The following is a 22335-nucleotide window of genomic DNA, read 5'->3' as shown; positions in this document are numbered from 1 at the left end:
GGTGAGTCTGCATGAGTCTTATCTCGCTGGCTGACTTTGACACATATCTCCTATATATCGACTATTCATCACAGATATTGGTGGTGCGGACCCGGTGGGCTAGATCGGATCGCAAGGATCCGGCGGTTTTGGCGTACAGCTTCAGCCCTCAGATACGCACAGGCAGAACGGGTGCCCCGCCGGATCCGCGTACACGTCGAACCGGTCGGGCGCCGTCGGGTCCTCCGCGGGCTGGAGCAGGCGACCGCCGAGGGCGAGCACGCGCTCACGGCCCTCGTCGAGGTCGTCGACGTAGAAGTCCAGGTGGATCTGCTGCTGCTGGCGCGGCCCCTCGCCCGGCCACACGGGCGGCACGAAGTCGGGCGCGGGCTGGATCCCGATCTGCCAGCCGGCGTCGAAGGACACGTAGTGCCAGTCCCCGCCCTCGTGCACCTCGCCGTCGAGGAGCCCGGCCCAGAACGCGCTCTCCGCGGCCAGGTCCGGTGCGTCGAGCACCACGATCGTCTGCCGGATCCTCATGGGCGTTCCTTCTCTCCTCGTCGAGCGGGTGCTGCCAGCCTGGCACCGGGGATGCGGACCGACCAGGATCCGCCGGCCCTACCCCTGGGATCCGGACCCCGACCACCGGTAGGTTTGACGACGCGGCGCCTCCTGCGCCGGAACACCCTGCGGGCATCGTGGCTCAGTCGTCCTCACGCGGACGGCAGGAGCGTGCGGCGCCGTCGGGCCACCAGTCACCCTCCTGAAAGGAGCGACCATGACCGCCCCCTCCGTCCAGCTCTACACGGTCCGCGACGCTGTCTCCGCGGACCTGCAGGGCGCCGTCGCCCGCGTCGCCGAGATCGGCTACACGCAGGTCGAGCCGTACGCGTTCGTCGAGCGCGCCGACGAGTTCGCCGCCGCCTTCGCGGCGTCCGGCGTCACCGCGCCCTCCGGCCACGCGCCCGTCATCGACGGCGACGACGACCAGGCCGCCCGCACCTTCGACGCCGCCGCGAAGCTCGGGATCCAGACCGTCATCGACCCGTTCATCCCGAGCGAGCGCTGGCAGACCGCCGACGACGCGCACCGCATCGCCGACCGCGTCAACGATCTGCAGGTGCAGGCCGCCGCGCGCGGGCTCGCCTTCGGGTACCACAACCACCAGTGGGAGTTCGCGAACAAGGTCGACGGCCGCCCCATCTACGAGCTCTTCGTGGAGCGCCTGAACGCCGACGTCGTGCTCGAGCTCGACACCTTCTGGTCGACCGTCGGCGGCATGGACACGCCGGCCCTCCTCCAGCAGCTCGGCGACCGCGTTCAGTTCCTGCACGTGAAGGACGGCAAGATCTCCGACGCCATCGCGAACGTGCTGCCGAGCGCCGAGTCCGCGCTCGTCGTGCCCGAGGAGCTCGCCCAGGCCTTCAAGATGCAGGAGCCCGCCGGCCAGGGCGACGTCGACGTCGCCGCCGTGCTCGCGGCCGCCCCGCACGCGCTGCGCGTCGTCGAGTTCGACGACTACGCCGGCGACGTCTTCGACGGCATCGCGGCGTCCTTCGCCTGGCTCGCGGAGAACGACAAGTGACCGGCGGCACCGGCCGCGTCGGCGTCGGCGTCATCGGCGCGGGCGTCATCTCGGGCACCTACCTGGAGAACATGACGGCGATGCCGGACCTCGAGGTCCTGTTCGTCGCCGACATCGACCTCGACCGGGCGCGCTCGCGCGCCGAGGAGCACGGCGTGCCGCACCACGGCACCGTCGAGGAGCTCCTCGCCATGGACGAGATCGAGATCGTCGTGAACCTCACGCTGCCCGCCACGCACGCGGAGGTCGGCCGACGCATCGTCGCCGCCGGCAAGCACGTGTGGAGCGAGAAGCCGCTGGCGCTGGATCACGCGTCCGGCCAGGACCTGCTCGAGGCGGCCCGCGCGGCCGGCGTGCAGGTCGCGTGCGCGCCCGACACCGTGCTCGGCGCGGGGATCCAGTCGGCCATGCGCGCCATCGCCCGCGGCGACATCGGCGAGCCGCTCACGGCGACGACGCTCTTCCACGTGCCCGGCCCCGACGCCTGGCACCCGAACCCCGAGTTCCTGTTCGCGAAGGGCGCCGGACCCCTGTTCGACATGGGCCCGTACTACGTCACCACGCTCGTGCACGCGTTCGGCGCGGCCGAGACGGTGAGCGCGGTCTCCTCGACGTCGCGCACCACGCGCACCATCGGCAGCGGACCCCGCGCGGGCACCGACTTCCCGGTGGAGGTGCCCACGCACCACGCGGCGCTCATCTCGTTCGCGGGCGGGCAGTCGGCGCAGTCCACGTTCAGCTTCCAGAACGCGCTGCCGCGCATGGGCTTCGTCGAGATCTCGGGCAGCGAGGGCACCATCGTGCTCCCCGACCCGAACACCTTCGAGGGCGACAGCCAGCTGTGGCGCTTCGGGCAGCAGGAGCCCGAGACGCTGACGGCGGCCGGATCCACGTACGGCCGGGGCTCCGGCGTGCTGGACCTCGCGCGCAGCATCCGCGGCGGCGACCCGGTGCGCGCATCCGGCGAGGTCGCGGCGCACGTGCTCGACGTGCTGCTCGCGATCCGCGACGCGGCCGACAGCCGCGAGGTCGTGAAGGTCGCGTCGAGCGTCGAGAAGCCGACGCCGCTCGCCGAGGACTGGGACCCGGCGGCCGCGACGCTGTAGCGCCGCGACCGGTCGTCACGACGGCCCCGCATCCGGTAGCGGAGGCGGGGCCGTCGTGCGCTCGGCGCGCGGCTGCCCGCGGGGGAGACTGGAGCCATGCAGCTGCACCGCGTCACCACCGGATCCGGCGCGCGCCATGTCGGGCTCGTGCACGGCCTCGGCGCGGACGGCGCGACCTGGGCGCCCGTCGTCGACCGGCTGGTCGCGACCGGCCGCTTCACCGTCACGACCGTCGACCTCCGCGGGCACGGCGAGAGCGACCGCGCCGCGTCCTACGGCATCGAGGACATGGCAGACGACGTCGCCGCGTCACTGCCGCGCGGCCTCGACGCGGTCGTCGGGCACTCGCTCGGGGGATCCGTGCTGGTGCGCGCGGTCGCCCGCCTCCAGCCCGTGCGGGCGATCTACCTCGACCCCGGGTTCCGGCTCGCGCTGCCGACCACGGGGATCCGCGCCCGCCTGTTCTGGGCGGCGCCGCTCGTGGGGCTCGCCGCCGCGCAGATCCCGCGGGCCCGCGCCGCCGCCCGCGTGCGCGCGGCCTACCCGGCCGCCGTCCGCGCCTCGCTCGACGCGGCGCAGGGACGCTTCGACCGCGGCATGGCGATCGGCGTCTTCCGCGACGTCGCCTTCCACCCGCTCGCGGTGAGCGCGCCCGCCGTGCCGTCGACGATCGTGCTCTCCGACGACGCGACCTCGGTGCTGCCGGATGCGTACGCCGTCGAGCTCGAGGGCGCCGGGTGGGACGTCCGGCGGCTTCCGGGGATCCACCACGACATGCAGCTCGAGGACCCCGACCGGGTGCTCGCTGGCGTCGAGGACGTGCTGTGACGGACCCCGCCCGCGACGATGCCGCGCCGGATCCTGCGCGCCCCGCCCGACCCGCCGACGCCGAGATCGCCGCCCGCCTCGCCTCCGCCCTCCGCGCGCCCGACCCGTCCGCCCGGCTGCAGGCCGCGCTCACCGCGGGCACCCGGCCGGATCCCGCGCTCGTCGAGGGCCTCATCCACCGCTGCCGCGTCGAGCCCGACCTCAACGTGCGCGAGATGCTCACCTGGGCGCTGATCCGGCACGACCCGGAGCGGACGATCCCGCCGCTCGTCGCGGAGCTCGTCTCGCCCATCCCGCAGGCGCGCAGCCAGGCGCTGCACACGCTCTCCAAGATCGGCGACCGGCGGGCGCTGCCGGCCATCGGGCGTGAGCTGCTGCGCGACCGGGACGAGCACGTGGCGCGCACCGCGTGGCGCACGGCGTCGGGCCTGATCGACGCCGACCGCGACCCGGCGGGCGCCCGGTTCCTCCTGCGGGAGCTTGCCTCGCAGCTGGGGCGCGGATCCGCCGAGATGCAGCACAGCCTCACGCGCGCGTTCGTCGCGCTCGGGCAGGCGTCGGTGCAGGTGGTCGAGCGGTCGCGGCAGGCGGCGGACGCGCGGGTGCGGATCCACGCGCTCGCCACCCTCGCGATGCTCCGCGACCCGTCCCTCCGCTTCGAGGACGCCGTGGACGACGCGCGCCGCCTGTCCTTCGGCGGCCACCTCGCGGCGGAGACCGACGGCCGCCGCCCTTCCCCGCGCTGACCGCGCTCCCTATCGTGGGCAGCGACGGCCCGCGACGCCCGCGCGCGCCGACGGAGCCGCGTCCGCGCGGACGACGAGAGGCGCGCCCATGGCCGAGATCGTGCTGTTCCACCACGTGCAGGGCCGGACGCCCGGCGTCCTCGCGTTCGCGGACGCGCTGCGGGACGGCGGCCACGTCGTGCACGCGCCCGACCTGTTCGACGGCGCCCTGCCCGAGTCGATCGAGGCGGGCCTCGCGCTGATGGCCGGCCTCGCCGACCACGTCGTCGCCGAGCGCACCGAGCGCGCGCTCGAGGGGCTGCCCGCCGAGCTGGTCTACGCGGGCGTCTCGTGGGGCGGATCCATCGCCCAGCGCCTCGCGCAGACCCGGACGGGCGCCCGCGGTGCGCTGCTCTACGAGTCGTTCGTGTCGCTGTCCGCCGAGTGGGCGTTCGGGCCCTGGCCCGCGGGCGTGCCCGTGCAGGTGCACGGCATGGCGCGGGATCCGTTCTTCGCCGGCGAGGGCGACCTCGCGGGCGCGCGCGAGCTGGTCGAGCTCGTGGGCCCGGAGGTCGCGGAGGTGTTCGTCTACGACGGCGACGCGCACCTGTTCACGGACGCGTCGCTGCCGTCGTCGGATCCCGTCGCCACCGCCCTCGTGCTCGAGCGGTCGCTCGAGCTGCTGGCGCGCATCGGCTGAGGCGGCGGGGCGGCCGTGCGCTCGCCCGGCCTCAGGCCGTGACGGCCAGCAGCGCCTCGGCGTCGCGACGAGCCTCCGCGATATCCGCCGTCCCCAGCCCGCACGCCCGCAGGCACGTGGCCGCGATCGCGTCGCGATCGGCGTCGTCGGGCTCGCCGCGGCGGCGGAGCTGGATCACGAGCTCGGCCAGCTGGATCAGCACGGCCCCCAGCGCCTCCGGCCCGAGACCCGCGCGCACGTCGGCGCTCGCCGCGGCCGTGCCGATCCGCCCGTACGCCTCCTGCAGCTCGCGTCGCTGGGTGCGGAACCCGTCGTAGCGCTCGCCCTGCACCTCGGGCAGCAGGTAGAGCGTGCCGATGTTGTGCGGGGTGTCGGCGAGCGTGCGGAAGTCCACCATCACGAGCGCGTGCAGGGCGGCGGCCGCCGAGGCGCGCTCGGGGACGAGGTCCTCGATGCCGCGCACCACGTCGAGGCTGGGGCGCACGGAGCGCGTCAGCAGCTCGACGAGCAGGTCGTCCTTGCCGGCGAAGTGGTAGTAGAGGGAGGCCTGCCGGATCCCGACCCGCTCGGCGATCGCGCGCGTCGACGTCCCGCTCAGCCCGTGCTCGGCGAACAGCGCCGCGGCGGCGTCGAGGATCTGCTCACGCGGGCTCAGCGGGGACCCGGCGTCGGGCACCGCGCGAGGGCGGCCGACGCGGGCCGGCTTGTCGTCCTGGGACATCCCGCCATCCTCGCAGGTGGCGATCACGAGGCGCCCCGGATCACGGGGCCTCGATCACGGCGAGCACCTGCCCGGGCGCGACCTGCTCGCCGGGCCGGACGAGGACGTCGAGCACGCGCCCCGCGACCGGCGCCCCCACGACGGACTCCATCTTCATGGCCTCCACCGCGAGCACGGGGTCGCCGACGGCGACGAGGTCGCCCGGCCGCACGTCGACGCGCCAGACCGTGGAGGTGAACGGCGCCGTGACGGCGGCCGCGCCCGGCGGGATCGGCACGGTCGCGGCCTCGACGACGGGCGGCTCGTCGCGCACGTCGAACTCGCCCGACAGGCGCCAGCGCGCCTTCTCCTCCTCGAACGCGCGCGTCTGCGTGTCGCGGAAGTCGCGGATCGACGCGTCGTTCGCGGCGAGGAACGCGTGGTGGTCGGCGATGGAGAACTCGCCGTCCTCCGTCTCGTAGCGCCCGCGTCCCGCGTCCGTCTCGGCGCGGAGCTCGAGCAGCTCCTCGGCGCCGACCGGGTACCACTCGATGCGGTCGAAGAAGCGCAGCGCCCACGGGTCCTCCTGGAAGAGGCCGCCGCGGCGGAAGCGGTTCCAGATCTGCACGGTGCGGCCGACGAACTGGTACCCGCCCGGCCCCTCCATCCCGTAGATGCAGAGGTACGCGCCGCCGATGCCGACGGAGTTCTCCGCCGTCCAGGTGCGCGCCGGGTTGTACTTCGTGGTCACCAGGCGGTGGCGCGGATCCAGCGGCGTGGCCACGGGCGCGCCCAGGTACACGTCGCCGAGGCCGAGCACGAGGTAGCTGGCGTCGAAGACCGTGCGGAACACGTCGTCCACCGAGTCGAGGCCGTTGATGCGGCGGATGAACTCGATGTTCCACGGCGTCCAGGGCGCGTCGTCGCGGACGCCCGCCATGTAGCGCTCGATCGCGAGGCGCGTCGCCGGGTCGTCCCAGGAGAGCGGCAGCCGCACCCTGCGCGACGGCACCACGAGCTGCCCGGTCGGCGGGATCTCGTCCTCCAGCTCCTGGAGCAGGCGCGTGACGGCCGTGGCCTTCAGCACGCGCGGATCCGTGCGCACCTGCAGCGAGCGGATCCCCGGCGTCACCTCGAGCACGCCCGGCGGCATGTGCTCCTCCAGGCGCGTCATGAGCGCGTGCACGCGCATCCGCAGCGCGATGTCGAGGGTCATGTCGCCGTACTCGACGAGCACGTGGTCGTCGCCGTCGCGCCGGTACGCGACGCCCGGCCGCGCGTCGGTGGGCTCGAGCCGCCCGATCACGCCGTCGTCGCCGTCGCCGCCCGTGCGGATCACCGTGAGCGAGGCGCGCGCGTCGACGAGACCCGCCGCGTCCGCCTCCCTCACGGGCACGAACCGCACGGTGTCGCCGGGCCGCAGCTGGCCGAGCTTCCACAGCTCGCCGCTCGCCACGACGGCCGGGCAGACGAAGCCGCCGAGGGAGGGCCCGTCGGGGCCGAGGATGATCGGGGTGTCGCCCGTGAAGTCGATCGCGCCCACGGCGTACGGGGTGTCGTGGATGTTCGACGGGTGCAGCCCCGCCTCGCCGCCGTCCTCGCGCGCCCAGCCGGGCCGGGGGCCGATGAGCCGGATCCCGGTGCGCGCCGAGTTGTGGTGCACGCCGTAGTCGGTGGCGTAGAGCACGTCGATGTCGTCGCGCGTGAAGAAGTCGGGCGCCGCGTGCGGGCCCTCCGTCACCGCGATCTCCCACGTCGAGGTGAGCGCGGGCCGGCGTTGCGCGGGGGTCGGGCCGCCGATGATCCCGAGGCGCGCGCCTGCGGGGAAGGCGGGGTGGGCGGCGTCCGAGTCGGGGGATCCGGGCCGCAGCACGTCGCCCGCGAGCAGCGCCCGGCCCGCGTGCCCGCCGAAGCGGCCGAGCGTGAAGGTGGACGCGGACCCGAGGTACGCGGGCACGTCGATCCCGCCGCGCACGGCCAGGAACAGCCGGAGCCCGGGCCCGTCGGCGCGGCCGATCGCGAGCGTCTGCCCGGCGGCGACCTCGAGCGGCTCCCACATCGCGACAGGCGACCCGTCGATCGTGACCGGCGCGGGCGCCCCCGTCACGGCCACGACGGACGCGGTCGAGAAGCGCAGCACGGGTCCGTCCGCCGTGATCTCGAGGCCGGGCGCACCCTCGGGGTTGCCCACCGCGAGGTTCGCCTCCGCGAGCGACACCGGATCGAACGGGCCGCTCGGCGGCACGCCCACCTGCCAGTGGCCGAGCCGGCCGGGCAGGTCCTGCACCGTCGTCATGGTGCCGGGGGAGACGACGTCGATGCGCGGCGCCGGGTCGTCGGTCTCGTCGAGCGTGGAGGTGGAGTGCGTGGCCGTGCGCAGCTCGATGTCGTCGACGAGCGCGCGCAGGAGGCCGGCGTTCGTGACGATGCCGTCGATCCGCGTGCCGTCGAGCGCCTCGCCGAGGAGGTCGAGCGCGTCGTCGCGGGTCTCGCCCGTCGCGATGACCTTGGCGAGCAGCGGGTCGTAGGAGGCGGAGACCTCGAGGCCGGTCTCGATCCAGCCGTCGACGCGGATCCCCGGGCCGGCCGGCAGCACGGCCTGCGTCACGAGGCCGCTCGACGGGAGGGACCCCTTCGCCGGGTCCTCCGCGTAGACGCGGGCCTCGACGGCGTGGCCCTCCGGGATCCACTCGCGGGTGAAGAGGTCGTCGGGGAGGCCGGCGGCGCCGTCGCGCGCGAGCCGCAGCATGAGCTCGACGAGGTCGACGCCGTGCACCTCCTCGGTGACGGGGTGCTCGACCTGCAGGCGCGTGTTCACCTCGAGGAACGCGGCCTCCTCGCGCACCGGGTCGTAGACGAACTCGACCGTGCCGGCGCTGCGGTAGGAGACCGACTCCGCGAGCGCGCGGGCCGAGGCGTGCAGCTCGGCGCGCACCCGGTCGGGCAGGGCGGGCGCGGGCGCCTCCTCGATCACCTTCTGGTTGCGGCGCTGGAGCGAGCAGTCGCGGTCGCCGATGACGGCCACGCGGCCCTCCCCGTCGCCGACGAGCTGCACCTCCACATGCCGGGCCGGGCGCACGAGCCGCTCGAGGAAGATCCCGGTGGATCCGAACGCCGACTCCGCGAGCCGCGTCACCCGCCCGAACGCCTCGCGCACCTCGTCCGGGGTCGCGCAGGCCTGCATCCCGATGCCGCCTCCGCCGCCCGTGGCCTTGAGCATCACGGGCAGGCCGATGCGCTCGGCCTCGCGCACGGCCTCGTCGGCGTCGGCGAGGAGGCCGGTCCCGGCGAGCAGGGGCACCCCGGCCGCCTCGGCGAGCTCGCGCGCGGTGTGCTTGGCGCCGAACGCGAGGATCTGGTCGGCGGTCGGCCCGACGAAACGGATCCCCGCCTCCTCGCACGCGTGCGCGAACTCCAGGTTCTCGCTGAGGAACCCGTAGCCGGGGTGGATGAGGCCGGCGCCCGTCGCGCGGGCGGCCTCGACGATCGCGTCGATGCGCAGGTACGACTCGCGGGGCGCGGCCGGCCCCAGCCGCACGGCCTCGTCGGCCTCGCGCACGTGCGGCGCGGCCCGGTCGGCGTCGGAGAAGACCGCGACCGTGCGCATCCCCATGGCCTTCGCGGTGCGGATCACGCGGCACGCGATCTCGCCGCGGTTCGCGACGAGGACGGTGTCGAGGTCGAGGTCGAGCGCCCGGCGCTCGCCGCCGCTCACGGCTCCACCACGATCATCCGCAGGGGCGTGCAGCTGAAGTCGTTGCACGGGTTGTTCATCTGCGGGCAGTTGGAGACGATCACCAGCACGTCCCGCTCGGCGCGCAGGGCCACGCGCTTGCCCGGCGCGCTCCGGCCGTCGACGATCCCGAGGGAACCGTCGGCCTCCACCGGCACGTTCATGAACCAGTTGACGTTCGACACGATGTCGCGCACCCCCAGCCCGTGCCGCGCCCCCTCGGTGAGGAAGTTCTCGCGGCACGCGTGCTGGTACGCGGTGTGGTGCCCGTAGCGGAGCGTGTTCGACTCCTTCGAGCAGGCGCCGCCGAGGGTGTCCTGGCGGTCGACCTCGTCGCCCGCCACCGTCATCAGCGGCCGGCCCTCGTTCGACATGAGCACGGATCCGGTGCGGAGGTACGCGTTGCCCTGTGCGACGAGCGTGTCGGGCACGCTGTAGCGCTCGTCCGGATCCGCCGCGTCGTAGACGAGGAAGTCGGCGGACTGGTTGCCGCCCACGTCGACGATGGTCAGCACCTGGCCCGCGCGCACGACGGCCGACCACGGGGCGAGCGGCGCGACGCGCTCGTCGAGCACGATGCGGCCCGCGACGAGCGGGGCGCCCCAGTCGAGCACGGCGTCGGGCGCGTGGACGGCGCCGGTCGGGACGGTGGATGCCACGGGAGCGGTCATCGGGTTCCTCTCGCTTCGCAGTGGTCGATGGCGTTCAGGTAGGCGCGGGTCAGCTCGGGGGTCGCGTGGAAGCGGGCGTCGGCGGGGCCGGTGGGGGAGCCGCGCCAGGCGTGGATCCGGAGCGGGCCGACGACGTGGTCGGGCCGCGGATCCAGCGGGTGCGGCACGTTCACGAGGAGCACCAGCAGCGGCATCTCGGCGACGAGCGTCACGTGCGTGCCGGGCCCCGCGGATCCGGTGGGCCGCAGCCCGCCGTCCTCGTCCACGCGCACGCCCTGGAAGAAGGAGACGCTCGGAGGCAGGTCGCGGCGGGTGAGCCCGTGCTTCGCGGCGGCCTTCACGAGCAGCGACCGGCCGCTGGGCGTGGGGCCCTCGGGCGCGGATCCGCCGTAGCGCCGGTCGTTGAGCGCGTCGGTGGAGGTGCCGCAGAGCGCGTCGTGGTGGCCCGAGGTGTCCTCGACCACGCTCGCGAGGATCCGGCCGTCGCCGCTCAGCAGCGGGGAGCCCGGGCCGAGGTACGCCTGCCACGGGATCTTCACGGTGTCGGCGACGTTGAGCCGCTCGCCCGGCGCCTCCGCGTCGAACAGCACGAGGTGCGCGCACGCGTCGCCCGTGGGGTCGTCGAGGCGGAGGTGGGATCCGCGCGCCAGCACCCGGTGCGCGTACCCGCCGGGCGCCACCGTCTCGGCCCAGGTGAGCTCCTCCGGCGCGACGCCCGGGGGCGCGAAGGGGGACGATGCCGCGGGCACGTACGGCATCCACTCGCTCCGGCGGTCGGCCTGCGCGCGGGCGTCCTCCCGGGACGCGGTGACGCTGTCGGTCGTGTGCAGGTCCCTCATCGGATGCCCGCCCCCGCCTGCTCGACCACCGGGATCGTCGCGGTCGTCGGCACCTCCGTGAGCCGGATCGGCCCGTCGGAGCGGTGCCGCCACGCGTGGTAGCCCCAGCCCACGAGCAGGGTCGCGCCGATGAAGAGGAGCGCGCTGTACTGCAGCCACCACGACTCGCCGGTCAGGTCGTAGATCTCCGGGCGGGGCCAGATCAGGTTCACGGCCATGGCCGCCTGGAAGAGCACGGCCACGAGGTTGATCGGGATCCCCCAGCGGCCGAGCGTGAACAGCGGCTTGCCGTCCTCGTCGACGCCGCCCGCGGGGAAGCGCCCGCGGATCCGCGCGACGAGCAGCGGGCCCGTCACTCCTAGGTAGGCGAGGTACAGCATCGCGATGCAGAGGCTCGAGAGCGCCGTGAAGATCGCGGACTGGCCGGCGTTGACCGCGAGCGCGAGCACCGCGCCGACCCCGACCACGACCGACGTGAGCACCGGCGTGCCCGTGCGCGGCGACACCTTCGCGAGCTGGCGGTGGAACGGGAGGGCCCTCTCGCGGGCCATCGAGTAGATCATGCGGGTGCCCGAGGTCTGCACGGCGAGCGTGCACGCGAACACCGCCACCGCGACCGCGCAGAGGAGGAGGCGTCCGCCCACCTCGCCGGCGACCGACGTGATCACCCAGGCGAGGCCCTGCGTCGCGAGGTTCCCGTCGGTGAGGCTGGGCGCCGCGACGAGCGCGCCCACGATGAGGAGCGCGCCGCCGAGCCCCGAGACCGTGAGCGCGCGGATGATCGTGCGCGGCGTCGTCTTCCGCGGGCTGTGCGTCTCCTCGGCGAGCTCGCCCGCGGAGTCGAAGCCGACCATCACGTAGGCGGCCATGAGGGAGGACGCGAGGAAGGCCCACACGTACGGCTCCTCGCTCGCGGATCCCGCGGTCGTGAGCACCACCTCGGGTCCCCGCTTCGGCAGCAGGAACAGCACGGCGACGAGCGCGACCACGCCCACCATCTCGATGGCGACGCCCGCGGTCGTGACCCGCGCCATGAGCCGCACGCTGAGGATGTTCACGACCGTCGTGACCGCCAGCATGATGATCCCGAGCAGCACCGCGTTCGCGGATCCCGTGGGGGAGGCGACCGACGGATCCGCGTCCGGCCCGCCCACGATCTGGAACCCGGCCCAGATGGACGGCAGCACGGCCTGCACGGCGATGGCCGCGACGGCGACCGTGAGGATCTGGCCGACGATCATCGTCCAGCCGGTGAACCAGCCGAACGTGGTGCCCGCCAGCCTGCTCGACCACTGGAAGATGGCGCCCGAGATGGGCCAGGAGGCGGCGAGCTGCGCGAAGTTCAGCGCCACGAGCAGCTGGCCCACGAAGACGATCGGCCAGGCCCAGAAGAAGGCCGCGCCGCCCAGCCCGAAGCCGAGGCCGAAGAGTTGGAACACCGTGGTGAGGATCGAGACGAACGAGAACCCGGCCGCGAAGGAGGAGAACGGGCCGACGCCGCGATGCAGCTCCTGGGCGTAGCCGGGCGGGACGAGGGGACCGGGGGCCGCGGCGTCCTGCGCGTGGCCGGGCGGGATGACGGGGACGGGGGCCGACGGGTGCGGCGGGAGGTGCGGGGTGCTCAATCTTCTGGCCTCTCACGAGGGCGCGGTGCTGCGGATGCGCCGGAGATCCGGTTGCCCGGTCGGAGTATCTATCGAGCGATAGGTATTTCGATCCAGTGTGGTTCTGCCCGGTATCGCGGCCGTTTCCCTCGTGTTTCCGGCGTGTATCTTCTCCGCGGGCGACGGATCCGGTCGCCGCCGCCGGCCCGACGCGGGCCGCCGCCGCATGCGGAGGGGCCGGCAGCGCGTGGCTGCCGGCCCCTCCGGATCACTCCGCGTGCGCGGTTCTCACACGGCTGCCGCCCGTGCCGGCGAGAGCAGTCCCAGGAACGCGAGGTCGTCCGCCACCTTGGCGATGAGCGCGCGGTCGAGCGACGGGATCTCCGACGCGCCGAGCGGGCGGACCGAGCGGACGGCCTCGGCGAACGCGTCGGCGGGGATCGCCGAGCCGGCGTGCGGCTCCTCCGGTGCGGCGAACGCGTGCATCAGCGGCAGGACGGATCGGGCGCGGTCGGCGTCGGGGAGCGCTGCCAGCGCCTCGCGGAACCGGTCGACCCACTCCGCGTGGTCGTCCACGCGCTCGATCTCGTGGCCGTCCTCGCGGAGCCAGTCGACGAAGGTGTCGAGCGAGACGCCGTCGTCGTGGGGGTTCACGACGTTGAAGGTGCGGTGCCCCTCGGTGACCGCGGCGCCGATCTCGTCGATGGCAGCTGCCGTGAAGTCGGCCGGCAGGCCGTCGTAGTGGGACCGCTGCCGCTCGCCGTCGGGGCCGCGCCGCACGAAGGAGGCCGGGGCGAGCCCGGTGGTGAGCACGCTCCAGATCAGCCGGGTGAAGACGTCGGGGAGGTTCACCTGGCCGCGCCAGCGCGGGTGCGCCAGGATCATGTCGGAGCGGAACACGGCCACGGGGACGCCGTGGTGCTCGTGCGCCTCGCGGAGCAGGACCTCGCTCGCCCACTTGCTGGCGCCGTACCCGTCGGCGTACTCGTCGCCGACGGCCCACTCGGGGATCGTGGCGCGGATGTCGGCGTCCTCGTCGAGCGCGCCGGGCGCCGACGGCTCGGCGTCGGCGCCCGCGCTCGGCTGCGCGCCGCCCGCCACCGCGACGCTCGAGACGAAGGTGACGGGCACGCTGCCGGCGGCGATTGCGAGCCGGATCACCTCGGCGGTGCCGACGACGTTAGGGCCGAACAGGGCCGAGTACGGCAGGACGTGGTTCACCAGGGCCGCCGCGTGCGCGACGAGGTCGACCCGGGCGGCCAGGTCGATCCACCGCTCGTCGTCGAGGCCGAGGCGGTGCTCGCTGACGTCGCCGGCCAGCACCTCGAGCGACCCCGAGAGCTCGGCGAAGCGCCGGGCGAACGCGGGGTCGGCGGCGAACGCGGCGTCGAGGCGGCGCCGGGCGTCGGCGTCGTCGGCGCCGCGCACGATGCACACCAGCGAGCCGCCCTCCGCGGCGAGGCGCTCGAGCCAGTCGATGGCCATGAACCGGCCGAGGTAGCCGTTCGCGCCGGTGAGCAGGACGGTCCGGGATCCGGGCCGGGCGGCCGAGGCGCGGGGGACCGGCGTCGGGATGCCGCCGAGCACCCGGTCGAGGCGGAGGTCGCCCACGCGGAGGGTGGAGGCGCCGGCGCCGTGCACGCGGGCCACGGTCGGACGGTCGTCGGAGGCGGAGCGCTCCACGTACGCGGCGACGGCGGCGAGGTCGTTGGTCGGGTCGGTGATGACGCCGACGGGCACCTCGGCGTCGAACACGTCCTCGAGGATCCCGGAGAACGTCAGCGCGGACAGCGAGTCCCCGCCGAGGTCCGAGAACCTGGCCGCGGCGGCGGTCGCCGGGGACACCTCGGCCCCGAGGAGCTGGAGGGCGGCGCGCACCACCGTGTCGACCGTCGGCTCGTCGCCGGCGCGCTCGCGGAGGGCGGCCACGAGGGTGCCGGTCTGCTGCTCCTCGAGCGCGTCGTAGAGCGCGGCGAAGCGCTCGCCGTACCGCTGCGTGAGGCGCAGGCGCAGGAGCTTGCCGGCGTCGGAGAGCATGCCGTCATCGACCGTGAACGGCTGCGGCTCGACGATCACGCCGCGGGGCACCTCGTAGGGAGCGAGTCCGTGCTCGCGGGCGGTGCGCTGGAGGGCGGCGAGGACGTCGCGCTCCGACGCCCCGGGATCCGCCGGTACGACGACCGCGACGAGGAACGCGTGCCGGCTGTCGCCGTGCAGCGCGATCTGGCGCACCTCGGGCGTCCCGCCGTACGTCGCCTCGAGCGATGCCACCGCGACGAACTCGCCCTGCGACAGCTTGATCACGTTGTTGCGGCGGTCGAGGTACTCGTAGGTGTCGGGTGCGGTCCGGGCCATGACATCGCCGGTCCGGTAGAAGCCGTCCTCGTCGAACACCGCGGCGGTGACGTCCGGGCGGCGGAAGTACCCGGCGATGACGGCGGTGCTCTTGATGAGCAGCTCGCCGCGCGGGTGGGGGAGATCGGTGGTGAGGTAGCCGAGCTCGGGGACGTCGATGAGCTTGTGCTCGGTGACGGGAGGCTGCTGGACGACCCCGTCGTGGAGGACGCCGCCGGCCTCGGTCGATCCGTACATGTCGTGCAGGGTGATCCCGAGGCACTCTTCGATGTACGCGCGGAGCTCGGGCGTCAGCGGGGCGCTGGTGCAGATCGCCTGGCTGATCCGCCCGCCGAACGCACGGACGCGCAGGTCGGCCTGGACCTCGGCGCGGACCGCATCCGGGTCCGTGCCGCCGGCGGCGAGCCGACGCTGCTCCTCGCGGTCGCCCTCCTGCCGGACCATCTCCGCGACGCGGGGCACGAAGACGAACTCGGTCGGCTGGAAGGCCCGGAGGTCCTCGAAGAGCGTCGACAGGTCGGTCGAGGTCGCGAGCGCGACCGTGCCGCCGCGGCCGAGCGTGGCGAACAGGGCGGAGCGGCCGGTGAGGTGGCTCATCGGGAGGTAGGCGTATCCGACGATGCCGTCGGCCGCGTCGGCGGCCGGGGCTGCACCCTCCGCGGACGGGTCGGGCCGGAGGGCGTGCCACATCCGCTCGACCATGGAGCGCGTGTACATCGCGCCCTTCGGCGTGCCGGTGCTGCCCGACGTGTAGAGCAGGAGCGCGAGCGGATCCTCGCCGGGTGCCGGATGCCACGGGCTCACGCGCGGCAGGCCGGCCCCGCGGGCGACGAGCCCGTCGAGCGTCAGGTCGGTGTCGGTGCCAGCGTCGGTGCCGGATCCCGAGTCGAGCAGCATCGTCCGGATGCCGTCGCCCGATGCCGCGGCGACCGCCCGGGCCGTCGCGGACTGCTCGGCGGTGGCCGCGATCCAGGCCGGGGCCGTCTCCTCGATGATCGCGTCCAGGGCCTGGACGGGCGCGCTCGCCTGCAGGGGGACGCCCACCGCGCCGAGGATCCACGTGGCGAGGTCGAGGGTGACGGCGTCGGCGGTCGCCGTGCCGAGCACCGCGATGCGGTCCCCGGCGGACACGGTCTCGCCGAGCGCCGCGGCCAGCGCGCTCGCCCGGTCCCACAGCTCCCGGAAGCTCATGTCGGTGATGTCCGGCCCGGACCGCTGCCGTAGCGCCGTGCGGCCGGCGTGCTGCTCGAACATCGCCTCGATCGACGTGTCGTCGTGCTCGTCGCCCCTGTGCTCGGTCCCCATGTGCTCGGTCCCCATCTGTTCGTCCTCTCCTCGTTCGTCCCGGCGCGCGCCTGCGCGCCGGCTTCAGTCCTCGTCGAGCGTGATGCCCGCCAGCGCCATCCCCTCGGCCACTGCCCACATCCCGCTCCCGGTGAACGCCGGTCCCCGTCGCGCCCGGACGGCGAAGGAGCCGTCCGGGCGGAGCGCGATCTCCGCGCCGTCGATGCCGTACCACCCGCCGTGCGCCGAGGTCCGCGCCTTCGCGACGGCCTCGGCGGCGGCGAAGAGCACGCTGTCCGGGCACGCGACCCCGGCTGCCCGGAGCGCGTCGAGGCCCGCGGCGACGGGTGCGCTGCCGAGATCCGCCACGCGCGCCAGCACGCCTCCCGGCAGGGGGCGGGCGGGTGTCGCGTCGATGCCGATCCCGGCGTGCTGGTCGCGTCGTCCCATGGCGCACGCGCGGAGCCCGACGCAGTGCGTGATGCTGCCGACGACCCCGGGCGGCCACACCGGCGCTCCGCTCCGGGCGACGGGGATCGATGCGGGTCGGATGCCCAGCGCGGCGAGCGCCCGACGTGCGAGCACGCGACCGGTCACGAACTCCGCGCGACGGCCCGGGAGCGCCGTCACGACGGCGTCTCGCTCGTCGCCGAGGAGGACCCCGTCCACGTCGTGTTCCGCCGACGCCACGACCACGGATCCGGGGAGGAGGGCCTCCCAGGGGATCCGCGACAGTAGTTGCACTGACACAACTAAACGCGCGCTTCCTCCGAGGTTCCCGGGTCCCCGGCGGCGTACTACACTCCTCCGCCGGGCTGGTCGGGGCGGGCCTCCGCGTTCGCCGCCCTCCTCGGAATCGCCTCCACGTCCCTTGACGGTCGCGGCGTCGCGGAGTCGGCTGGATGCTCCCGACGGCGGTGCGCGCGCCTCGCGGCGACGCTGCCCGTCGTCCCCGCGAACCCATCAGGAGGATCACCATGGCTGGACGCTTCGACGGCAAGGTCGTCATCATCACGGGTGCCGGATCCGGCATCGGCGAGGCCACCGCCCGCCGCTTCGTCGCCGAGGGCGCGAAGGTCGTGATCACCGACAGCGTCGAGGACAAGGTCCGGGCGGTCGCCGACTCGCTGCCCGAGGGCACCGCGACCGCGCTCGTCGCCGACGCCGCCGTCTCGGCGGACGCCGACCGCGCCGTCGCCACCGCGCTCGAGGCGCATGGCCGGCTCGACGTGCTCGTCAACAACGCGGGCACGTTCCAGGCCGGCCCGATCTCGGGCATCACCGACGAGGAGTGGCACCGCGTCATCGACACCGACCTCTCCGGCGTCTTCTACGGCACGCGCGCGGCGCTCCCGCACCTCGTCGCGACCCGCGGATCCATCGTCAACGTCTCCTCGGTGTCGGGCATGGCCGCCGACCACCACATGAGCGCCTACAACGCGGCCAAGGGCGGCGTGAGCAACCTCACGCGGGCCACGGCGCTCGACCACGGCGTCGACGGCGTGCGCGTGAACGCGGTCGCGCCCGGCCTCATCTGGACGGAGCTGGTCGCCGGCAAGGAGGACGACGAGGAGCTGAAGGCCGAGTTCGCGAAGCGCATCTCGCTCGGCCGCGGCGGCGAGGCCGACGAGGTGGCGGCGGCGATCGCGTTCCTCGCGAGCGACGACGCGTCGTTCATCACGGGCGCGATCCTGCCCGTCGACGGCGGCACCACGGCGAGCAACGGTCAGCCCTCGCAGGCGTAGCGCATAAAGGAAACACGCGAATTAGTAGGTAGCCCATCGGGAGCGCCATAAAACGCCAATTAAAACATGAGGCGTGCTGTTTACGCTATCGATCTTGCCTGTCGCTCAGTCTACACTGGTGTGACGTTTCGTTGGTACGTCCGCGAAACGAAGAGACCATTTCACGAAAACCCGATATTCATGTGCACGAATGAGTATCATCGACTCTGGTTCTGTAGGGTTGAATATGCGGTTGTTGTAAGTGAAACGACGTGATATACGCAACCGGCCAAGTGTGTGGCGACCAATAGAATAAGCGTTGCAATGACGTCGTTCACTTCACGGCCGTCGGGTTGAGTGGCGGCGACCGCGGCACAAAGCAACGTTAGTCCTAACGCGACTAAAGACGAGTACAATACTCCAGCGAACATTTCATCAATCAATGGCCGGACGCGCAGGTCCTCCTGCTGGGCCTCGGGTTCATCGGGCTCGATGTTAGCTGAGTCATAGGTGACGCGGAGTTGAAAAACGAATATGGCATGCGCGAAAAGCAACCCGCCTAAAACACCAAAGCTGCTAGCTACAACCTCGACATTCACTAAACATACAGCCCCACTCGTGAATGCCCAAAGGCCAAAGGCGGCCACCCCCACAGGGGCTACCACAAGCATGAATATATATCGCCACGACACGAGTCGCACGCCTCCACGTTTGGGGAAGAGTACGTTAATCACGATTTGCGACGATTTAGGCACCGGCTAAAGCCACTGCGTCTGCGTCTGCGTCTGTGTCTGTGTCCGCTTCACCATGTGCGTCCGCGTCCGCATCCGCATCCGCATCTGTATCCCATCGATGTGCGAGCCACTGTTGGGCAGTGACCCCTCGTGTCCAGCTCGACTTCCATCCCAAATCCAGGTCGGCGTAGAAGTCTTTTGCGGCAAGATCTCCGGCTTGCATAAACTTCTTTGGACTGAGTGCCGGTTGCCCATCTTCGCTTAATACCAAACGAACGGACGGGACACCATCTGTCCCGAGAGCAAACTTCTTTTGCCTACCATCGCGTTCAACTGTCACGAATACTTGCTCCTCAGGGCCATCAGTGCTCTCCTCGTCGTATCGGCGCAGGCCGACGAACGCCGCAGCCGACACTTGGCGATTGCGGATTTTCTCCCAGACCTGCTGAGGCCAAGCGCTCATCCCCTTTGGCGGGACCGCTGTGTGGATAATACTTCCGCGGATGTACTCACTCGAGCGATCGGTATCCGTGTCGACGGAAATGTCAAGATGCTGTTGATGTTGTACTACTGCAACCTCGGTTAAGTTTCCGCTAGCTGCCCATGCTGACTGCTCCATGACGGTTTCCGTCGGAAAGAAAAACGTTTCGAACCGCCTAAGCATTTCCTCCCGGAACGCCTCGATCAGCACACCGCCGTGAAGTGCTCCCTGTTTTAGTTCAATCGCAGAAACTATATGGGTGGTGCCTGGTGGAGACCAGATCAGCATCCGTGTCTCAGTTGTAGAGGATTCCAGAGCTGTCCTCTCGTGCGTGGGCTGGTGGGTCTGCACGTTATAGGTGGTACCAACCTCCCCGAAAACCCCGGATTCCATTGTTACGAGTATTGACCGACCTCTAGGTTCGGCTCGCTTAATTTTTAGGTAGCGCTCTCGAGTTTGGTCGATTACAGCACCTTCGTGTTTTGTATGCAAAAAGGCGCCAAAGTGCGATAGGAGATGAGCGCCGTTCACGTCCTCTAGGCTTCCTGGAAGTTCTTTACGGCGCGGTCGTGCGCGCAAAGTTCGCAGGGTAAGACTGGTCCTGGGCAATGGGGCTCTCCTTGACATGGCATGCGACTCGAACCGAAGCGATACTTGATCAAGAACGTAGCGGAGAAGGCCGCCAATGCAGCCTAATTACCCCTTTACTGGGGGGGCAGAAGTTAGGGAAACGGATCAAGGGGCAGGATGTTGTGGCTGCCGCGTCTCTGTTGAAACTCGTGCATTGCGGGAGGGTTTCTAGCGGGCAGGAGCGGTGACATATACCTGAGTCTTCGGGTCAGGCCGGGACGGGCGGCAGCTCGGCCACCGCGACCCGCTCGCCCGCGGCGTCGCGGATCTCGACGGAGGCCGCGTCGCGGCGCATCACGTCGGCGTTGAGGCGGCAGTCGATGCGGACGGCGGAGCCGAGCATCGTGCCCGACGCGTGCTCGTCGCCGTCGGCGTCGATCACGACCACCGAGAACGAGTCGCCCACGGGCAGGCCGTCGACCGACAGCAGGGTCTCGGTGCCCCAGGTGTGCGCGACGACGTCGCCCTCCACGTCGACGCCCGCGGGCGCGCCCGCGAATGACACGTCCTCGAGCGCGCCGAGGGTGCCGGCCGGACCGGTCGCGACGTCGGCGCGCGGGGTCGCGAGGAAGGCGCCGCCGGCCGCGCCGAGCGCGAGGCACGCGGCGGCGCCGGCGAGGAGCAGCGCGGTGCGGCGCGGGCGGGATCCGCGGCGCGCGCGATGCCCGTCGAGGTCGGCGGGCCGTCCCGTGATCTCCGGCAGCCCGGCATCCGCCGTCGCCGCAGCCGGTGACGTCGTCGTCGCGGCCTCCCCGCGCCCGTCCGCGATCAGCCCGATCCGCCGCGCCAGCTCCGCGCTCGGCTCCGCCTCCTGCCACGCGCCCACCCCGCGGATCGCGGACGGCAGCCCGCCGAGCAGCGCGATCTCGTCGTCGATCGTCGGGTCTCCGGCGCGCATCGCCTCCAGCTCCGCGGCCTCGGCGGGGGAGAGGTCGTCGGCGAGGGCGGCGGCGATGAGCTCGCCGCGGCGGTCGTCCGGTCCGGCGGCGTCGGATCCGGGTGTGCGGTCGTCGGTCATGCGGGATCCACTTCGTCGAGATGCGTGCGGAGGGCGCGGAGCGCGTGGAAGACGCGCGTGCGCAGGGTGGCGACGGGGACGCCCGTGGCCGTGGAGAGCTCCTGGTAGCTGAGCCCGGTGAGGTGGACGGCGACGACGGCCTCGCGGTGCGCGTCGCTGAGGCGCGCGAGGCCCTCGACGATGCCCAGCCGGTCGAGCGGATCCGCCTCCCGCGCCGCCTGCTCGGGCGCCTCCTCCTCGGCGACGATCCGCGGGGTGCGGGCCCGGGCGCGGTGCACGTCGAGGATCACCCGCCGCTCGATCGCGAACAGCCAGGTGCGCGCGCTGCCGCGCTCGCCGTCGAAGGAGTCGCGGGCGCGCCAGGCGCGGAGGAACGTCTCCTGCACGCAGTCCTCGGCGAGCTGGCGGTCCTGCAGGGCGTTGACCGCGAAGCCGAGCAGCGCGCTCCCGTGCTCCGCGAACGCCCGGCGCACGTCGAGGCCGGGCGGGGATGCGCTCATCGTGCTCCGCTCGGGTGCAGGTGCCGGACGCGTCAGGACGAGCGCCATCGTGATCCCCCAGCCTAGGCGGCGGGTGCGCGCCCTCACCGGGGGATACGTCGGGGGAGGGTGCGGCGTTCATCGCGGGGGGGGGGGGGCGGGAGGAGCCGCGACCGGCTCCGATCGGATTCCGGCATCCGATGAACGCCCGCCGCCGCCCGTGCGTATGCCCTGTCAGGAGCGGTGCCCGCCCGGGGCCCGCGCACCACGAGAGGCTGCACGCGATGACGCACACGAGACTCGTCCGGAACACGACCATCGGGGGCGCCGCCGCGGTCGCCCTCACCCTCCTCGCCGCGACGCCCGCGTCCGCCGAGACGACCGTCCCCGGGCCCGACCGCTTCACGAGCGCGTTCACCGTGATGGCGACGCCCGATCAGGTCCTCAACGCCGACGGCGTCGCGACCCCCGGCGAGCCCGGCGCGACCGGCCGGTTCGACCTCCGCCTCGACTCGACGTCGAACACGATCTGCTACGACATCACCCTCACGGGCGTCACGGGCGAGTACCAGAGCCCCGCGAAGACGGCCACGCACATCCACCAGGCCGCCGTCGGCAAGGCCGGCCCGCCCCGCATCGCGTTCCCGAACCCGGCGGACGCCGGGAACGGCACCCGCACCAGCTCCGGCTGCATGCAGGGGCCCTTCACCACCGGCGTCGCGCCGGACGGCAAGGACACCGGCGAGGGCTTCACGGTCGCGCAGATCGAGGCCGACCCGTCCGCGTTCGCGGCCGACACCCACACCGCGTCGTTCACCGCGGGCGCCGTGCGCGGCCAGCTGACCCAGGTGCCGGTCGGCGGCGTCGACACGGGCGCCGGTGGATCCGCGACCTCCACCTCGGCCGCCCTCCCGCTCGTCGCGGGCGGTGGCGCCATCGCGCTCGCCGCGGCCGGCGTCGTGCTGATGCGCCGCCACCGCGCCCAGGAGTCCTGATCTCCGTGCACCGCGGCCCGGCTGGCGCATCGCCCGCGCGGCGCGCCCGCCGGGCCGCGGTGCTCGCGGGCGCGCTGATCCCGCTGGCCGTGCTGGCGGGATGCGCGGCCGCGGATCCGGCACCGGCTCCGGCGGCCCCTCCGGCGTCCGCGCCCCCGGACGCCG

General features: G+C 72.8%; 18 protein-coding genes. 7 read left to right on the top strand and 11 right to left on the bottom strand.

The window, feature by feature from the left end:
* Positions 1 to 141: 141 nt before the first annotated feature.
* Positions 142 to 519, bottom strand: a complete 378-nt coding sequence (locus tag ACMT9T_RS10160) for a VOC family protein (protein WP_414745446.1) — start codon at positions 517 to 519, stop codon at positions 142 to 144.
* A 238-nt stretch (positions 520 to 757) separates the two neighbouring features.
* Between ACMT9T_RS10160 and ACMT9T_RS10155 the strand changes: the two genes are divergently transcribed.
* The 5 genes from ACMT9T_RS10155 (at position 758) to ACMT9T_RS10135 (ending at position 4923) form a co-directional block, all read left to right on the top strand.
* Positions 758 to 1564, top strand: coding sequence for a sugar phosphate isomerase/epimerase family protein (locus ACMT9T_RS10155; RefSeq protein WP_414745445.1), 807 nt, complete (start codon positions 758 to 760; stop codon positions 1562 to 1564).
* Positions 1561 to 2670, top strand: coding sequence for a Gfo/Idh/MocA family protein (locus ACMT9T_RS10150; protein ID WP_414745444.1), 1110 nt, complete (start codon positions 1561 to 1563; stop codon positions 2668 to 2670). Before ACMT9T_RS10155 ends, ACMT9T_RS10150 begins: the two co-directional genes overlap by 4 nt.
* Positions 2671 to 2766: 96 nt before the next feature.
* The gene (locus ACMT9T_RS10145) at positions 2767 to 3498 is read left to right on the top strand and encodes an alpha/beta hydrolase (protein WP_414745443.1); all 732 of its coding nucleotides are present in this window, start codon (positions 2767 to 2769) and stop codon (positions 3496 to 3498) included.
* Positions 3495 to 4244, top strand: a complete 750-nt coding sequence (locus ACMT9T_RS10140; RefSeq protein WP_414745442.1) for a HEAT repeat domain-containing protein — start codon at positions 3495 to 3497, stop codon at positions 4242 to 4244. Before ACMT9T_RS10145 ends, ACMT9T_RS10140 begins: the two co-directional genes overlap by 4 nt.
* An 88-nt stretch (positions 4245 to 4332) precedes the next feature.
* The gene (locus ACMT9T_RS10135) at positions 4333 to 4923 is read left to right on the top strand and encodes a dienelactone hydrolase family protein (RefSeq protein ID WP_414745441.1); all 591 of its coding nucleotides are present in this window, start codon (positions 4333 to 4335) and stop codon (positions 4921 to 4923) included.
* A 31-nt stretch (positions 4924 to 4954) separates the two neighbouring features.
* Here the strand turns inward: ACMT9T_RS10135 and ACMT9T_RS10130 are convergent, their stop codons facing one another.
* The 7 genes from ACMT9T_RS10130 to ACMT9T_RS10100 all read right to left on the bottom strand — a co-directional run bounded on the left by ACMT9T_RS10130 (position 4955) and on the right by ACMT9T_RS10100 (position 16859).
* On the bottom strand, positions 4955 to 5644 hold the full coding sequence (locus ACMT9T_RS10130) for a TetR/AcrR family transcriptional regulator (protein ID WP_414745440.1): 690 nt from the start codon (positions 5642 to 5644) through the stop codon (positions 4955 to 4957).
* Positions 5645 to 5684: 40 nt separating this feature from the next.
* Positions 5685 to 9338 carry an urea carboxylase gene (gene uca, locus ACMT9T_RS10125; protein WP_414745439.1) on the bottom strand — a complete coding sequence of 1218 codons (3654 nt, stop codon included), beginning with the start codon at positions 9336 to 9338 and terminating at the stop codon, positions 5685 to 5687.
* Positions 9335 to 10027: an urea amidolyase associated protein UAAP2 gene (locus ACMT9T_RS10120; RefSeq protein WP_414745438.1), complete on the bottom strand. Its 693-nt coding sequence runs from the start codon at positions 10025 to 10027 to the stop codon at positions 9335 to 9337. The genes uca and ACMT9T_RS10120 overlap by 4 nt, the downstream gene beginning before the upstream one ends.
* Positions 10024 to 10866 carry an urea amidolyase associated protein UAAP1 gene (locus ACMT9T_RS10115; protein ID WP_414745437.1) on the bottom strand — a complete coding sequence of 281 codons (843 nt, stop codon included), beginning with the start codon at positions 10864 to 10866 and terminating at the stop codon, positions 10024 to 10026. Before ACMT9T_RS10115 ends, ACMT9T_RS10120 begins: the two co-directional genes overlap by 4 nt.
* Positions 10863 to 12491 carry an APC family permease gene (locus tag ACMT9T_RS10110; protein WP_414745436.1) on the bottom strand — a complete coding sequence of 543 codons (1629 nt, stop codon included), beginning with the start codon at positions 12489 to 12491 and terminating at the stop codon, positions 10863 to 10865. Before ACMT9T_RS10110 ends, ACMT9T_RS10115 begins: the two co-directional genes overlap by 4 nt.
* A gap of 267 nt (positions 12492 to 12758) precedes the next feature.
* Positions 12759 to 16145 carry a carboxylic acid reductase gene (gene car, locus ACMT9T_RS10105; protein ID WP_414745435.1) on the bottom strand — a complete coding sequence of 1129 codons (3387 nt, stop codon included), beginning with the start codon at positions 16143 to 16145 and terminating at the stop codon, positions 12759 to 12761.
* Positions 16146 to 16193: 48 nt separating this feature from the next.
* Positions 16194 to 16859, bottom strand: coding sequence for a 4'-phosphopantetheinyl transferase family protein (locus ACMT9T_RS10100; protein ID WP_414745434.1), 666 nt, complete (start codon positions 16857 to 16859; stop codon positions 16194 to 16196).
* A gap of 227 nt (positions 16860 to 17086) precedes the next feature.
* On the opposite strand from ACMT9T_RS10100, the gene budC reads away from it, so the two are divergent.
* The gene (budC, locus tag ACMT9T_RS10095) at positions 17087 to 17854 is read left to right on the top strand and encodes a meso-2,3-butanediol dehydrogenase (protein ID WP_414745433.1); all 768 of its coding nucleotides are present in this window, start codon (positions 17087 to 17089) and stop codon (positions 17852 to 17854) included.
* Between the two features lie 726 nt (positions 17855 to 18580).
* On the opposite strand, the gene ACMT9T_RS10090 is transcribed toward budC, so the two are convergent.
* From ACMT9T_RS10090 to ACMT9T_RS10080, 3 genes are all read right to left on the bottom strand, one after another.
* Positions 18581 to 19399, bottom strand: a complete 819-nt coding sequence (locus tag ACMT9T_RS10090; protein ID WP_414745432.1) for a hypothetical protein — start codon at positions 19397 to 19399, stop codon at positions 18581 to 18583.
* A gap of 487 nt (positions 19400 to 19886) precedes the next feature.
* On the bottom strand, positions 19887 to 20696 hold the full coding sequence (locus tag ACMT9T_RS10085) for a hypothetical protein (RefSeq protein WP_414745431.1): 810 nt from the start codon (positions 20694 to 20696) through the stop codon (positions 19887 to 19889).
* Entirely contained in the window at positions 20693 to 21196 is a 504-nt protein-coding gene (locus tag ACMT9T_RS10080) for a sigma-70 family RNA polymerase sigma factor (RefSeq protein ID WP_244961673.1), read from the bottom strand. The genes ACMT9T_RS10085 and ACMT9T_RS10080 overlap by 4 nt, the downstream gene beginning before the upstream one ends.
* A 263-nt stretch (positions 21197 to 21459) precedes the next feature.
* Between ACMT9T_RS10080 and ACMT9T_RS10075 the strand changes: the two genes are divergently transcribed.
* A complete protein-coding gene (locus tag ACMT9T_RS10075; RefSeq protein ID WP_414745430.1) occupies positions 21460 to 22170 on the top strand; it encodes a CHRD domain-containing protein in 711 nt (236 codons plus the stop codon).
* Positions 22171 to 22335 lie beyond the last annotated feature (165 nt).

Origin of the sequence: Clavibacter vidaverae (assembly GCF_047529985.1) — a bacterium.
GTDB classification, from domain to species: domain Bacteria; phylum Actinomycetota; class Actinomycetes; order Actinomycetales; family Microbacteriaceae; genus Clavibacter; species Clavibacter nebraskensis_A.
This window is presented reverse-complemented; position numbering and strand designations above follow the sequence as displayed.